The sequence below is a fragment of the Luteimonas aestuarii genome, from assembly GCF_004357985.1.
Taxonomy (GTDB): Bacteria; Pseudomonadota; Gammaproteobacteria; order Xanthomonadales; family Xanthomonadaceae; genus Luteimonas; species Luteimonas aestuarii.
Map to the genome: position 1 here is coordinate 437682 of NZ_SMTF01000002.1, position 14057 is coordinate 451738.

16 protein-coding genes are annotated in these 14057 nt (G+C 67.7%); 6 read left to right on the forward strand and 10 right to left on the reverse strand.

What is annotated here, in order from left to right; genetic code table 11:
- Positions 1-10: 10 nt before the first annotated feature.
- Both sufB and E2F46_RS04540 read right to left on the reverse strand, forming a co-directional pair.
- Positions 11-1444 carry a Fe-S cluster assembly protein SufB gene (gene sufB / locus E2F46_RS04535; protein ID WP_425599801.1) on the reverse strand — a complete coding sequence of 478 codons (1434 nt, stop codon included), beginning with the start codon at positions 1442-1444 and terminating at the stop codon, positions 11-13.
- Between the two features lie 54 nt (positions 1445-1498).
- Positions 1499-1954, reverse strand: coding sequence for an SUF system Fe-S cluster assembly regulator (locus tag E2F46_RS04540; RefSeq protein WP_133320882.1), 456 nt, complete (start codon positions 1952-1954; stop codon positions 1499-1501).
- Between the two features lie 191 nt (positions 1955-2145).
- Between E2F46_RS04540 and E2F46_RS04545 the strand changes: the two genes are divergently transcribed.
- Positions 2146-2328 carry a hypothetical protein gene (locus tag E2F46_RS04545; RefSeq protein WP_133320883.1) on the forward strand — a complete coding sequence of 61 codons (183 nt, stop codon included), beginning with the start codon at positions 2146-2148 and terminating at the stop codon, positions 2326-2328.
- Positions 2329-2436: 108 nt separating this feature from the next.
- On the opposite strand, the gene E2F46_RS04550 is transcribed toward E2F46_RS04545, so the two are convergent.
- Positions 2437-2967: a cytochrome C gene (locus E2F46_RS04550; protein ID WP_133320884.1), complete on the reverse strand. Its 531-nt coding sequence runs from the start codon at positions 2965-2967 to the stop codon at positions 2437-2439.
- A 154-nt stretch (positions 2968-3121) separates the two neighbouring features.
- On the opposite strand from E2F46_RS04550, the gene E2F46_RS04555 reads away from it, so the two are divergent.
- Both E2F46_RS04555 and E2F46_RS04560 read left to right on the forward strand, forming a co-directional pair.
- On the forward strand, positions 3122-3598 hold the full coding sequence (locus E2F46_RS04555) for an SET domain-containing protein (RefSeq protein ID WP_133320885.1): 477 nt from the start codon (positions 3122-3124) through the stop codon (positions 3596-3598).
- A gap of 134 nt (positions 3599-3732) precedes the next feature.
- Positions 3733-5952, forward strand: a complete 2220-nt coding sequence (locus tag E2F46_RS04560) for a DUF5916 domain-containing protein (RefSeq protein WP_133320886.1) — start codon at positions 3733-3735, stop codon at positions 5950-5952.
- A 27-nt stretch (positions 5953-5979) separates the two neighbouring features.
- On the opposite strand, the gene E2F46_RS04565 is transcribed toward E2F46_RS04560, so the two are convergent.
- The 7 genes from E2F46_RS04565 to fusA all read right to left on the reverse strand — a co-directional run bounded on the left by E2F46_RS04565 (position 5980) and on the right by fusA (position 11695).
- A complete protein-coding gene (locus E2F46_RS04565; protein ID WP_133320887.1) occupies positions 5980-6621 on the reverse strand; it encodes a nuclear transport factor 2 family protein in 642 nt (213 codons plus the stop codon).
- A gap of 77 nt (positions 6622-6698) precedes the next feature.
- Positions 6699-7256 carry a DUF1439 domain-containing protein gene (locus E2F46_RS04570; protein WP_165967344.1) on the reverse strand — a complete coding sequence of 186 codons (558 nt, stop codon included), beginning with the start codon at positions 7254-7256 and terminating at the stop codon, positions 6699-6701.
- A gap of 80 nt (positions 7257-7336) precedes the next feature.
- On the reverse strand, positions 7337-7768 hold the full coding sequence (locus E2F46_RS04575) for a hypothetical protein (protein ID WP_133320889.1): 432 nt from the start codon (positions 7766-7768) through the stop codon (positions 7337-7339).
- An 88-nt stretch (positions 7769-7856) separates the two neighbouring features.
- Positions 7857-8507 (reverse strand): tellurite resistance TerB family protein, encoded by a 651-nt coding sequence (locus E2F46_RS04580; protein WP_133320890.1) that lies wholly within the window; start codon positions 8505-8507, stop codon positions 7857-7859.
- Positions 8508-8656: 149 nt separating this feature from the next.
- On the reverse strand, positions 8657-9055 hold the full coding sequence (locus E2F46_RS04585) for an HU family DNA-binding protein (RefSeq protein WP_133320891.1): 399 nt from the start codon (positions 9053-9055) through the stop codon (positions 8657-8659).
- A gap of 146 nt (positions 9056-9201) precedes the next feature.
- A complete protein-coding gene (locus E2F46_RS04590; protein WP_133320892.1) occupies positions 9202-9618 on the reverse strand; it encodes a DUF2784 domain-containing protein in 417 nt (138 codons plus the stop codon).
- A 13-nt stretch (positions 9619-9631) separates the two neighbouring features.
- Positions 9632-11695, reverse strand: coding sequence for an elongation factor G (gene fusA / locus E2F46_RS04595; RefSeq protein WP_133320893.1), 2064 nt, complete (start codon positions 11693-11695; stop codon positions 9632-9634).
- A 287-nt stretch (positions 11696-11982) separates the two neighbouring features.
- Between fusA and E2F46_RS04600 the strand changes: the two genes are divergently transcribed.
- The 3 genes from E2F46_RS04600 (at position 11983) to E2F46_RS04610 (ending at position 14050) form a co-directional block, all read left to right on the forward strand.
- The gene (locus E2F46_RS04600; protein ID WP_133320894.1) at positions 11983-12417 is read left to right on the forward strand and encodes an OsmC family protein; all 435 of its coding nucleotides are present in this window, start codon (positions 11983-11985) and stop codon (positions 12415-12417) included.
- On the forward strand, positions 12410-13096 hold the full coding sequence (locus E2F46_RS04605) for an alpha/beta fold hydrolase (RefSeq protein WP_133320895.1): 687 nt from the start codon (positions 12410-12412) through the stop codon (positions 13094-13096). Before E2F46_RS04600 ends, E2F46_RS04605 begins: the two co-directional genes overlap by 8 nt.
- Before the next feature lie 108 nt (positions 13097-13204).
- On the forward strand, positions 13205-14050 hold the full coding sequence (locus E2F46_RS04610; protein WP_133320896.1) for a glycine zipper 2TM domain-containing protein: 846 nt from the start codon (positions 13205-13207) through the stop codon (positions 14048-14050).
- The last annotated feature ends 7 nt before the right edge of the window (positions 14051-14057 follow it).

The window sequence follows — 14057 nt, forward strand, 5'->3', positions numbered from 1 at the left end:
GAATGGTGGGTCAGCCGACGGACCCTTCCAGCGACACTTCCAGCAGTTTCTTCGCTTCCACCGCGAACTCCATCGGCAGTTCGCGGAACACCTGCTTGCAGAAGCCGTCGACGATCAGGCTGACCGCGTCCTCCTCGCTGATGCCGCGGCTGCGGCAATAGAACATCTGGTCGTCGCTGATCTTCGAGGTAGTAGCTTCGTGTTCCAGCGTCGCGGTCGGGTTCCTGACCTCGATGTAGGGGAAGGTGTGCGCGCCGCAACGCTTGCCGATCAGCAGCGAATCGCATTGGGTGTGGTTGCGCGCGCCGTCGGCGCCGCGCTCCATCCTGACCAGGCCGCGATAGGTGTTCTGGCCATGGCCGGCGCTGATGCCCTTGCTGACGATCTTGCTCTTGGTGCGCTTGCCGACGTGGATCATCTTGGTGCCGGTGTCGGCCTGCTGGCGGTGGTGGGTCAGCGCGACCGAGTGGAACTCGCCGGTGGAGTCGTCGCCCAGCAGCACGCAGCTCGGGTACTTCCAGGTGATCGCAGACCCCGTCTCGACCTGGGTCCAGACCACCTTGCTGCGCGCGCCGCGGCATTCGGCACGCTTGGTGACGAAGTTGTAGATGCCGCCCTTGCCGTTCTCGTCGCCCGGGTACCAGTTCTGCACCGTGCTGTACTTGATGTCGGCATCTTCCAGCGCGACCAGTTCCACCACCGCTGCGTGCAGCTGGTTCTCGTCGCGCATCGGCGCGGTGCAGCCTTCGAGGTACGACACCGTGGCGCGTTCCTCGCAGACGATCAGCGTGCGCTCGAACTGGCCGGTGTGGCCGGCGTTGATGCGGAAGTAGGTGGACAGTTCCATCGGGCAACGCACATCTTTCGGGATGAACACGAAGCTGCCGTCGGAGAACACCGCCGAGTTGAGCGCGGCGAAGTAGTTGTCGCCCACCGGCACCACGGTGCCGAGGTACCGCTTCACCAGTTCCGGGTGATCGGCGATGGCTTCTGACATCGAACAGAAGATGATGCCTTTCTCGGCCAGTTCCTTGCGGAACGTGGTGCCCACGCTGACCGAGTCGAACACGGCATCGACGGCCACGCCCGCCAGTTTCGCGCGCTCGTGCAGCGGCACGCCCAGCTTGTCGTAGGTGTCCAGTAGTTCCTGCGGCACTTCGTCCAGCGACGCGTACTTCGCCTTGGGCGCGCTGTAGTAGCTGATGGCCTGGAAGTCGATCGGCGCGATCTTCAGCTTCGCCCAGTGCGGCACCGGCATGGTCAGCCAGTGGCGATAGGCGGCGAGGCGCCATTCGGTCATCCACGCCGGCTCGCTCTTCTTCGCCGAGAGCGCACGGATCGTTTCCTCGCCGAGGCCTGGCGGCAGCGAGTCGGACTCGATCTCGGTCACGAAGCCGGCGTCGTAGCGACGGCCGAGCTGCTCGTGGATCTCCTTGTTCGCCATGCCTGGGGTAGACACGGGGTCTGCGATGTCGGTGGCCATGGGGCTGCCTGTGGTCTATGCGTTGGCCAGGCGCGCGGGGATGCGCCGGGCCGGTGTGGGGGAGGGCGGCGGGTCGCCGAGCATTTCGGCAAGCGTCACCGCGCGCAGGGCATCGGCGACCACGTCGTTGATCCGGCGCCAGTTGCTGCGCACGCCGCACTGGTGGGAGATGCCGCAGTCGCCGTGGTCGAGGCTGCATTCGGTCATCGCCAGCGGGCCTTCCATCGCCTCGACGATCTCGACCAGGCTGATGTCGCTGGCCGGCCGGGCCAATCGGTAGCCGCCATGCACGCCACGGAAGCCTTCCACCAGCCCCGCCTGCGCCAGCGGCTTGAGCAGCTTGCTGACCGTAGGCACTTCCAGCCCGGCGCGATCGGCCAGGTCCGCCGCGCTCAGCACGACGTCGGGCCGCGCGGCGAGCACGGTCAGGACGACGGTGGCGTAGTCGGTGAGCTTGGTGACCCGGAGCATGGATGCGAATGGTTCTCGAAAACGGACCAAAATTGTACGCTTTCGAGCCTCGCGGCTCAAACCCGGGCGTCAGCTGCGGGTCAGCCGGTGACGACTGTCACCCGCGGCGGATGATGGCTGCGACTGTCGCCAGGCGTGCGTAAACACGAACATGGCCTCGTCCACTGGCGGACGCTCGAGGGAGACGGATCATGGCGACCACGCGCATCCACGACGCCGCGACCGGCCTGGGTTCGTCGGGCATTGTCAAGGCTGCCCTCGTCGCCGGCGCGGTGCTCCTGCTGTGGAGGGCCGCACGCGGATTGCGTGACCTGGGCTGGGCGGCATTCGGGCTGGGCATGGCCGCGTACTGGACCGGTTTCTGGCCGTTCTGACACAGCGCAGCGGCGATCGCATCCGTGCGGTCATTCCGGCGCAAGCCGGCAGGACGGAACGCGGCATGGCCGGCACGGGTGAAATCGCGCGCCGGCATCCTGCGCCGCTCATTCCGTCGCTGCGACTGGCTCCACCAGTTGGAAGTACGGCGGCGGGGGCGTTTCACCCGGCGGCAGTGCAGGCCGCGAGGGCTCACCCGCCCGGCCGAGCGAACGAATGAAGTGGTAGATCGCGCGGCGGTCGGCCTCGCGCATCTGCCGCAGCACGAAATCGGGCATGATCGGCCGCGTGTGCAGCTTGCCGGTGTAGTCCAGCCACTCGGTTTCGGAAAGACCGTCGACGGTCAGCCGCAGGTTGGTGGCGTACGTGGTCCCCCAGGGGCCGTGGTAGCCCAGTGGCGATCCAGTCAGCCATGCGTCCTTCGGCACGTCGCCGCCACGCGGCATGTAGTCGGCAGTGTGGCAGTCATTGCAGCCACCGATGCGGACGATGTACTCGCCGTGTGCGATCAGTCCGGCGTCGGTGCCGCTGGCCGGGGCAACGGTGGCGGGGGCTGACTCCAGCGGAGGCCCGGAGGTCGATGGTGGCTGGCAGGCCGACAGCATGCAGGCTGCGGCGAGGGCGATGGGCAGGCGCATGGCGGGTTCGCTCCGGGGTGGTGATACCGGTGCAACGCAGGGATCGATCCGGAACGGCCGTGTTGCATCGAGCGCGCGGAGGACGGCCGGCTACGGGCCGGTGGCGTGGCCGGCCGTGCGACAATCCGGCCTCCCGCCACGATGCCCGCCGCACATGCCGAAGAAGAAGAAGAAGATCGAAGCCCGCCTGTCCGAGATCCACGGCAACGGCGTGTTCGCCACCGAGGCGATCAGGAAGGGCGAGCGCATCGTCCGCTACAAGGGCAAGCTGCGCACGCACGAAGAGGTGGACGAGGCGTATGGGGATGATGACGAAGACGGCCACACCTTTCTGTTCACGCTCAACGACGATTACGTGATCGATGCCAACGTCGATGGCAACATCGCGCGCTGGATCAACCACAGCTGCGATCCGAACTGCGAGTCCGAGGTCGAGGAAGACGGGAAGGACCGCCGCAGGAAGGACAAGGTATTCATCCACGCCCTGCGCAACATCAAGGCCGGCGAGGAGCTGACCTACAACTACGGCATCGTCCTGGACGAACCGCACAACGCGAAGAACAAGAAGCTCTGGGCCTGCCGCTGCGGCTCGAAGAAGTGCACGGGGACGATGCTGCAGCCCAAGCGCTGAGGCGTTGCGTGCGGCTGGACAAGTCGCTGATGCGCCAGGCACGCCAATGGTTGCCATGACTCACGGCAGGCGTGGCGTGGCCTTGCGGCGCGTAGATTGCGCATCCAACGCGAACTGCCTGTCCGGAACCACCGATGTCGATCCTGCCGCGCCTGGCCTGCCTGGCCTTGCTGTCCTGCTGTGCGCCACTGCAAGCGGTCGAGATCGATGGTCGCATCGATCCCGACGAATGGGCCGGTGCGCGGCACGTCACCGATTTCCGCCAGACCCAGCCGCTCACCGGGCAGCCGGGCTCGCTGCAGACCGAAGCCTGGGTGCTGGCGACGCCGGACGGACTGGCGGTGGCGTTTCGCAACGTCCAGCCCCCGAGCGTGCCGCGTTCCAGGCAGAAGCTGCAGCGTGATTTCGATGAACAGGTGGACCGCGTCAACGTGTTCATGGACTTCGATGGCGACGGTCGCACCGGCTACGCCTTCACCGTCAGCGCGAGTGGTGGCATCGCCGACGAGATCATCACCAACGAGAACCAGTTCAACAGCGACTGGGATGGACAGTGGCGGCATGCGGTGTCCGAGGACGACGCGGGTTGGTCGGTCGAACTGCTGATCCCCTGGCACACCGCGCCGATGCGCGATGGCACCGGTGGCGAACGGACGTTGAAGGTGTTCCTTGCGCGCGTGGTGGGCGCCACCGGCGAGCGCATGGCCTGGCCGGCGGCCAGCTTCGAACGGCCGCGCTTCCTGTCCGAGTTCGCGCCCATCGTGGTGCCGCAGTACAGCCAGTCGCTGCTGGCGATCACGCCATACGTGTCCGGGCTGTACGACAACGTCGGCGGCGGCAGCGACTTCAATGGCGGCGTGGACGTGTTCTGGAAACCCAGCGGGCGGTTCCAGCTGACCGCCACGGTCAACCCGGACTTCGGCCAGGTGGAAAGCGATGATCTGGTGGTCAACTTCAGCGCCACCGAGACCTTCGTCAGCGACAAGCGTCCGTTCTTCACCGAGAACCAGGGCATCTTCGAACTGACGACCCCGTCGGACTTCAGCCAGCAGCTGTACACGCGCCGCGTCGGCAGCACCGGCGACATCACCGCCGCGGTCAAGGCCAACGGCAGCCTGGGCCGCGCCAACTACGGCGTATTCGCCGCCGACGAGGATGGACCGACCGGACGCGGCTACCAAGCCGTGCGGCTTGTGCGCGATTTCGAGTCGCAGAACCTGGGTGCGATGCTGACGCGTGTCGACGATCCGTGGCGCGACCGCGAGGCGATGGTGGTGGGCGTCGACCACAACTGGCGCCCCACCGCGCGCTGGAACGTGCGCAGCCGCCTGCTGGGCAGCCGCATCGACCAGGCCGGCGACCAGGTGCAGGACATGGGGGCGACCGTCTGGGCCGACTACGAGATGGACAACGGCTGGCGCCAGCAGTGGATCGCCATGCACTTCGGCAACCACCTCGAGCTCAACGACTTCGGCTACCTGTCGCGCAACAGCATGAACTACCTGCACTGGGAAGTGCGCCGCCGTTTCACCGATTTCGCCGACGACGCCCGGTATTCCTCGGTCGACTGGCGCTGGCGGGCCACCACCAACCACAACAACCGCGGCGACAAGCTCAACGACCAGTTCCGGATGAGCAGGCAGGGGCGCTTGCGCAACGGCGGCTCCGAGTACGCCCAGATCAATGTCAACAGCGCCGGTATCGGCGACACCCTGCTGCGCGGCAACGGCATCGTCCGCGTGCCGTCCAGTTTCAATGCAATGTACGAGTACGAGCGCCCGCGCGAGGGCGACTGGTCGCACCACTATGGCGGCGAAGCGTTCAGCGGCGGATTGGCGGGCAACGACAAAATCGGCTGGGCGGGGTGGCTGGGCGCCACGCATTTCTTCAGCGACGCACTGCGCGTGAACGCGGGGGTGACGGTGATCCAGCGCCCGGACTGGCTGATCTGGCAGGGCAGTGCCCGTCCTGGACTGGTGGGTTCGTTCGAAGGGCGCGAGGCGCGCCTGCGCGCGGGCATGGAATGGACCATCGACCCGCGCCAGGAGCTGCGCGTGAAGCTGCAGGCCATCGGGATCGGCGCCACGGCGCAGGGTGCCTGGCGCTTCGACCCGTCAGGCCGCGCGATTGCGGTGGACGACGCCATCGAGGATTTCAACGTGCGCACGCTCGGCTTCCAGGTCCGCTATCGCTACGAACTGGCGCCGCTGTCCTACCTGTACGTGGTGTACGCGCGCGGCGGTTACGACCGAACCGAGACATCGGACGGCGTGGACGATGCGCTGTTCGACAGCTTCCGCCTGCGCAACGACGAACAGCTGATGGTGAAACTGAGCTACCGCTTCGAGATCTGAGGCGACCGAACGTGCGGCGAGCCGGGTTTACTCCGCTGCGTCGCGCAGGTCGGCCGAAGCGATGCGCCAGGCGCGCTGTTCGGCGCTGGCGCCCTCCACCATCGCCCGGCGCAGCACGATTCGACCGGCCTGGGTGCGCACGCTGCCATCGCCGTGGGTCGTGCGCAGCAGCAGCGGCACTTCCACGACGCGCGAGCCGGCGGCCGCTTGCACAGGGCGCGGTTCGCCCGGTTGGGCGTCCACGGCGGTCACCTGGGAAAACGTGGCGGCGAACTGTTCCGGCGTGAGTCCGCTGGCGCGACCGCCGTCCGACCACATGCCATAGGCCTTGGCAAAGTCGCGCGCGCCGAGTGCGTCGTAGTACTGCCGCAGCAGCGCGACGGCATCCGCGGGCGTCGGCTCGGGCAGGTCCGCAGTGGTCTCCGTCATGCCGAGTCCGGTTTCCGGGTTGTCCTCGAGCAACGGCATGCCGAAGCGCTCGTCGGCGGCAAACAGCGGCGGCGGCGCAGGCGGCTCGCCACCCAGCGGCACGTCGCCGGGGCCCGGGTTCTCGGGCATGCCAGTGACCGCGCCATCGGCGGCCAGCGGTTGCGGCAAGGCTTCGACAGCGCCGCTGGGGCGCATCGGATCGGTGTCGTCGTCGCGCCTGCACGCGGTCGCGACCAGCATCGCGAAGAGGGACGTGGCAATGACCGTCCGGCGCAGGTGGTCGGCACGGGGCCGAAGGCGTGCAGCCCACATGGCGGTCAGCGATCGAGATGGACGACCACGGTGCCGCGCTCGATCGCGACGTCGCCGACGCGGCGACCGGCGGGGAGTTTCGACAGCAGGTCCGGCTCCAGCCGGTACACCGGCTCGTTGCGCGAGAGTTCCGCCATCAGGCTGTTGACGATGCCACGCGCGCCGCCCTGCATGCTGCCCGCACCGGGGATGTCGAATTGCAGCAGTTCCGGCGCATCCAGGTGCAGCCCCTGCGTGCCGGGGTCGTAGCGCAGGCCGCTGGCCAGCGAGATGCGGCCGTTGTCGTTGCGGCTGCCCAAGGCGCCCACGCCAACGTCGAAATCCAGTCGCAGGCGCGTATCGCCCGCCGGGATCGACAGGCGCGGGTTTTCGAGCGTGACCGTCACCAGTCCACCAAGTCTGTCGAAGCTGCGCGGATAGTGCTGGTCGAGGTAGCGCTGCAATTGTGGCGGTGCCAGGGCGACGCGATCGTTGAGCCAGGCCGAGACGACGCCGAGGGTCGTGCAGCCGGCCAGCAGGGTGGTCAATGCGGCAAGCAGGACAAGGGCGGGACGGTGGTGCATGGGCGGGCCTGCGGTCGAATGGAATGACGACAGTGTGCGCAGCGGAAATGAACGGGGCGTCACCGCGACAGGCCAGTGCGTCACCCGGGCAGGGTCAGCGTCGGTCGCCGCGGTTGCAGCCATGCCAGCAGGGCACCGAGCAGCAGCATCGACAGCGTACCGAACACCACCTGCTTGGCGACCAGCGCGGTCGGTAGTGGCTGCACGGCGTAGTGGATCAGGTAGCCCGGCACCGTCGAGAACAGCGCCATCGCGGCACCGAAGCGCAGGCCCTGGGCCAGCGTCGCCTCGCGTCCGTCGAAACCCTGCGCGAAGATCCAGGTCATCGCAAACCCGATCAGGGCGTGCGCCAGCAGCATCCACGGGAAGTGCCGGCGGCCATCCTCGGCATCGCGGTACAGCGCACCGAGCGCTTCGTAGTCGGCGCCCAGCAGCAGCGCATGCACGACGAAGGCCAGCAGCATCGCCGCGAAGAACATCACCAGGCCGCAGATCCAGAAGCGCTTGCCCATGTCGCACGTCCGCCGGGAATGCCACGATGCTAGCGCGACGGCGGCAGGGCGTCGATGGCGGCGCGGTCCATCCCCCACCGCCAGTGTCTCAGGGCGCCGCGCGCACGCTGTCTTCCAACCGTTGCTTGAGGGCGTCGTCGATCCCCATGCGGCGGGCCAGTTCGTCGAGGTAGGCGCGTTCCATGAAGTTCTGTTCGTCGGTTGCGACCAGGCTGGCGAGGTACATTTCCGTGGCGATCTCGGGCGTCGTCGCGGCAACCGCCACCTCGCCCGGGTCCAGTGGCTTGTCCAGCTCTGCCTGCAGCCACTTCTGCACGTCGGCGTCGGGCGTGATGCGCGCGAACTCGCCTTCGATCACCTCGCGTTCGCGGGCATCGATGTGGCCGTCGGCCTTCGCCGCCGCCACCAGGGCGCGCAGGATGGCTTCGCCGTGCACGCTGGCCTGCGGCGGCGGCAGGCGGTCCACGGTCTGCGGTTGCACCGGCTGGCCCTGCTGGCGCTTGTAGTCACCGTAGGCCCGGTAGGCCATCACGCCCAGCGTGGCCAGGCCGCCGTAGGTCGCCAGCTTGCGCGTGGTCTTGTTGCGTCCCAGCAGCAGGCCCAGCGCACCGCCGGTCATCGCACCCTTGCCGAAATCGGAGCCCAGCGCGCCGCGCACGCCGCCATTGCCGTCCTTGTCGGACAGGGTGGTGGGTGCGGCGGACTTGAGCAGGTGGTCGAGGAAGCCGTTGAGACTCATCGGGGAAGGCCTGGGCGGTGTGGGGTCGTGCGGGATCTATGGGCCCAATCAGCGGGCGCAAGGCATGGCAGGCATTTTCCCGCGGCGTAAACGACTCGGGACGGCAGTGCCGTCCCGAGAAGCATGTTGCAAGCGTTGGATCGTGGCGATCAGGCCGCCGAATCCTTCAGCTTCTTCAGCGGACGCACCTTCACCTTCACCGAGGCAGGCTTGGCGGCGAACCACTGCTCTTCCTTGGTGAACGGGTTGATGCCCTTGCGCTTCGGCTTGGCCGGCACGCTGACGGCGGAGAACTTGGCGACGCCCGGCAGGGTGAAGCTGCCCGCGCCCTTCTTGTTCAACGAGCCGTGGATGGCGCCTTCCAGCGCGCCCATCACGGCGCGCACGTCCTTCGCGGCAACGCCGGTGGCGTCGGCGATGTGGGCGACCAGGCCCGACTTGCTCAGGGCTTCCTTGATCGCCTTCGGGGCTGCAGGCTTGGCGGCCTTCGCCGGCTTCGCGGCCTTCTTCGGGGCGGCCTTCTTGGTTGTCGCCTTCTTCTTTGCCATGGGTTTCGTGTTCCCTCGTCTGTCTGTGGTCTATGAATTTTTATGGCCGTACATGCCGGCCAGCGGAATGTAGGGCATTCGCGGGCGTGCGCCAATAGCAAAATGCAAAAAACAGCGGTTTTCTTGCAGGGTGGCGAATGCTTCGATCAAGCGGGTCGGCGTCTTCGCAGCGGCGGCCAGCGCCACCAGCAAGCGGCGATCAGCAGGGCCAGCAGCGTGTAGGCGGCCACGAAGGTCCACCAAGGCGCGTCGAAGAAGATCAATCGCGACAGCCAGTGCTGGATGAAGGATGCGTCGTAAGTGGCTTGTCCTGCACGGTTTCGCAGCGCCTGTTCCCAGACGGTCAGCGGGCACAACCGGCCCAGCCAGGCCTGCAGCGCGATGAACACCATCAGCACCAGGTGCGATACGCGGAAGCCGAAACCGCGTACCCAACGCCAGCGCAGCGGGCCGCCGACCAGGATCGCCATCGTGCCGAGCACCACGAAGGCGACCACGCCGACGTGGAGGGCGAGGAGGGCATCCGCCAGCAGGCCAGCGGATGCGGGTGTGAGCAACCTCATGCGTCCCGAAGCCTCAGTCGTCGTCGTGCCGTGGCCTGTAGGCCTCCACCAGCGCCTGCTGCACCTGCGGCGGCACTGGCTCGTAGTGGCTGAAATCCATCGCGTAGCGGCCACGCCCGGCCGTGACGGACTTGAGTTCAGCGGCATAGCCTTCCAGTTCAGACAGCGGCACCTGCGCCTTGACCACGATCTCGCCGCCCCGCGCGGCATCCGTGCCGTTGATCCGCGCACGTTTGCCGGCCAGGCCGCCACTGATGTCGCCCATGTGCGCCTCGGGCGCATTCACCTCGAGGTCGACGATGGGTTCCAGCACCTGCGGCCTGGCCTTGGCGACGGCATCGAGGAACGCCTTCTTGCCCGCGGCAACGAACGCGACCTCCTTGCTGTCGACCGCGTGGTGCTTGCCGTCGTACACGACGACCCGTACATCCTGCATCGGGTAGCCCGCGATGGCACCCGCCTTGAGCACCTCGCGGACGCCTTTTTCCACCGCGGGCAGGTATTGCCCCGGGATCACGCCGCCCTTGACCTCGTCGACGAACTCGAAACCGCCGCCGCGCGGCAGGGGTTCGACGCGCAGGAACACTTCGCCGAACTGACCGGCGCCGCCGGTCTGCTTCTTGTGGCGATGGTGGCCCTCGGCCTTCGCGGCGATGGTCTCGCGATAGGCGATGCGTGGCGGGCGCGTCTGCACTTCCACGCCGAAGCGGTCCTTCAGCCGTTCCAGGTTCACCCGCAGGTGCAGGTCGGACAGGCCGCGGACCACGGTTTCGTTGGTCTCGTCCTCGTGCTCGACGTGGAAACAGGGGTCTTCCTCGGCCAGCTTGTGCAAGGCATTGGCCAGCTTCTGCTCCTGGCCCTTGCTGCCGGCCTGGATGGCCAGGCCGAACATGGGCTTCGGGAAATCGATCGGCGCCAGGTGGATGTGGTCCTCGTCGTGGCTGTCGTGCAGCACCGCATCGACGTGCAGCTCGTCCACCTTCGCCACTGCGGCGATGTCGCCGGGGACCGCGCGGTCGATCTCGACATGGTCCTTGCCGCGCAGCTTGAACAGGTGGCCGACCTTGAACGGCTTGCGGCCGTCGTCGATGAACAGCTGGGTGTCCTTCTTCACCGTGCCCTGGTACACGCGGAACACGCCCAGCTTGCCGACGAAGGGATCGTTGACGATGCGGAAGACGTCGGCCACCACGTGCGCATCCGGATCGGGCGCGGTGGCATAGGGCGTGGCATCGTCGCCGCCGCCTTTCACGAACGGCGGCGGGTTGGCTTCGCCGGGATGCGGGAACAGCTTCGCGGCGACGTCCAGCAATTCCTTCACGCCGGCACCGGTGCGCGCGGAGGTGAAGCAGACCGGCACTAGGTGGCCTTCGCGCAGGCACTGCTCGAAGGCGTCGTGCAGCTCACGGCCCGAAAGCCCTTCCTCGCCCAGGTCGAGGTAGTGGTCCATCACCGTCTCGTTGATCTCGACCACCTGGTCGAGGATGCGCTGGTGCCAGTCGGCCACTGCACCAAGGTCGCTTTCGCCTCCGGACTGGCCGAAGCAATCGACCACGTGCGTGCCGCCCTCGGCCGGCAGGTTGAGCGGCAGCACTTCAGCGCCGAAGGCCTCACGCAGCTCCTCCAGCACGCGTGCGGGTTCGGCGCCGTCGGCGTCGATGCGGTTGACCGCGATGGCGCGGCACAGGCCACGCTCTCTTGCACGTTCCATCAGCCGGCGGGTGCCGTATTCGACGCCTGCGCTGGCATCGACGACGATTACCGCGGTATCCACGACGCTCAGCGCGGAGAGTGCCGGGCCGCGGAAGTCCGGGTAGCCGGGCAGGTCGATGAGGTTCACATGGACGCACTGTCCTGGCGCCGCTGTATGGTCAATGCTGGCGATGGCGGCATCGATCGAGTGGCCGCGCTGCTTTTCGATGGGATCGAAGTCGGACACGGTGTTGCCGCGTTCGATGGTGCCCGCCGCCTGGAGTGCGCCGCCGGCATGCAGCAGGGCTTCGAACAGGGTGGTCTTGCCGGCGCCGGGGTGGCCTGCGAGGGCCAGGTTGCGGATCTGCGCTGTCGAATGGGGCATGGGGCCGTTCCTCCCGTGGTGCAGGATGGGCGCTCGCTGGAGCGCGGCCGCCGGGGCTGTCCGCGGGAGGAACGCTGCCGTCCGAGCATTCGCTCGAGGGGCGGCCGTGGCGGGAAGACACCTTAGCGCCTGGGGACTGTCAGCGCTATTGGCGTGGCCCATGCCAATGGCCTGACAGGCCCGGGCCGCGGCCGGGCGCGTTGCGTCGCAGCATGCCGGTGCGCCACGCACGAAAAAGTAACGGCATCGTCCTTAGGCTTTGCGTTCCCCCCGAACGGAGCACACGCATGGGCATCACCCGCAAGGCCAGCGCACACTGGGAAGGCGACCTGAAATCCGGCAAGGGCACACTGGCCACGCCGCAGAGCGGCCTGCTGGACGGCACGCGCTACGGTTTCAACAGCCGCTTCGGCGACGAGAAGGGCACCAATCCCGAGGAACTGATCGCCGCCGCGCACGCCGGCTGCTTCACCATGGCGCTCTCGGCCAAGCTCACCGAGGCCGGGCATCCGCCGGAAAGCATCGACAGCACCGCCGAAGTCGACCTGTCGATGGAAGGCGGCCCGACGATGAGCGCGATCCGCCTGAAGACGAAGGCCAGGGTGCCGGGCATCGATGACGCCGGTTTCCGCGCCATCGCCGACGACGCCAAGAAGAACTGCCCCGTATCCAAGGCGTTGAGCGCCGTGCCGATCACGCTGGAGGCGGAATTGATTGGCTGAGCCCATCAAGTCCGCACTGCTGGTACACGGCGGTGGCGGTGGCGGCTGGGAGTGGAACGTCTGGAAAGGGGTATTCGAAGCGGCGCGTATCCGCGTCGATGCCCCCGACCTCGTTGCGTCCGCGCAGGGCCTGGCAGGCACCTCGTTCAATGACTATGCGCGGCAGGTGCGCGCGTCGCTGGCGGCGTTGCCACGGCCGCGCGCCGTGGTCGGCGCCAGCCTAGGCGGCTTGCTGGCCATGGTGTGCGCCGATGCGGCCGACGCGCTGGTCCTGGTGAACCCGCTGCCACCTTCGCCATGGCATGCGCAGTTGCCGGGCCGCGAGTGGCCCGACGTGGTCCCGTGGCAACGCGATGCGCGCCTGACAGGCACCCGCCGCGCGCTGCCCGATGCCGACGAGGCGACTGCGCTGTTTGCGTTCCGGCACTGGCGCGACGAAAGCGGACTGGCGATGCGCGAGGCCCATGCCGGCATCGAGGTGGCGCGGCCTGCCCGTCCGGTGCTGTGCATCGCCTCGATGGTGGATGACGACGTGCCGCCCGCCCTGACCGCGGCGCTGGCGACCGAATGGGATGCCTCGTTGCTGCAGGCCACGGCGGTGAGCCATGTCGGGCCGCTGCTGGGCCGCAATGCCGCGCAATGCGCGATGCAGGTGGTCGCCTGGCTGTCGGCGCGATGAACGGGGCGCGGATGCGCCGACTGCAAGCGTTTTCGATTCAGCCCGCCGTTACCGCACCCTGCTAGCGTGACGATTGCGCCGCCTGTCCACGGCGCCGGGCGACTGACCATGACGCATTTCCGCTGCACCTTGCTCGCCGTCGCATTGTCGGCTTCGGCCGGCGCTGCCGCCGCACAGGAGTACGCGCGCCCGTACGGCGACGCGCCTTACGGCGACTATTCCCATCGTGAGTACCGCGGCGATGATGGTTTTCGCGATGCGCGCGACGCCGGAGGCTACGAGGCGCAAGGCACGCATTCCGACTGGGCGCGCGTGCTGCGGGTCGATCCGGTGTTCGGCCACGGCGGTCGCGACGTGTCGACGACGGGCCGACACAACTGCGTGACGCGGCAGGATGGTTACGTGGTCACCGATCCGTACCGAGACGATCGCCATGCACGCGACCCGTACCGCAACGATCCCTACGGTCGTGACCCCTATCGCGACGACGGCTATCGCGACGGCACGTATCGCGACGCATACGGTGACCGTGGATACGGGCGTGATCCGTATCGCGACGATCCCTACCGCGACAGCCGCCGCGACGACAGCGGCCGCATGGTCGCCACCGTGCTCGGCGGCATCGCCGGTGCGGTGCTGGGCAGCAAGGTCGGCAACGGCAGCGGGCAATACGTGGGCACGGCCGTGGGCACGATGGTCGGCGGCATGGCCGGGCGCGGCATCTACGATGCCAACCGCCGCCAGCGCGAGGTGCGCGAAGGCTACGTCACCACGTGCGATCCGGAGCCGTATGACCGGTACGGTGGCGATGCGTACGGCGGACGCCATGCCTCCGATCATGCGATCACCGAATACGACGTCACCTACGCGTATGGCGGTCGCGAGTACGTGACCCGCACCGACTACCACCCCGGCGACCGCATCCGCGTGCGCGTGGACGTGCGCGCCGAATGAGTGTCGT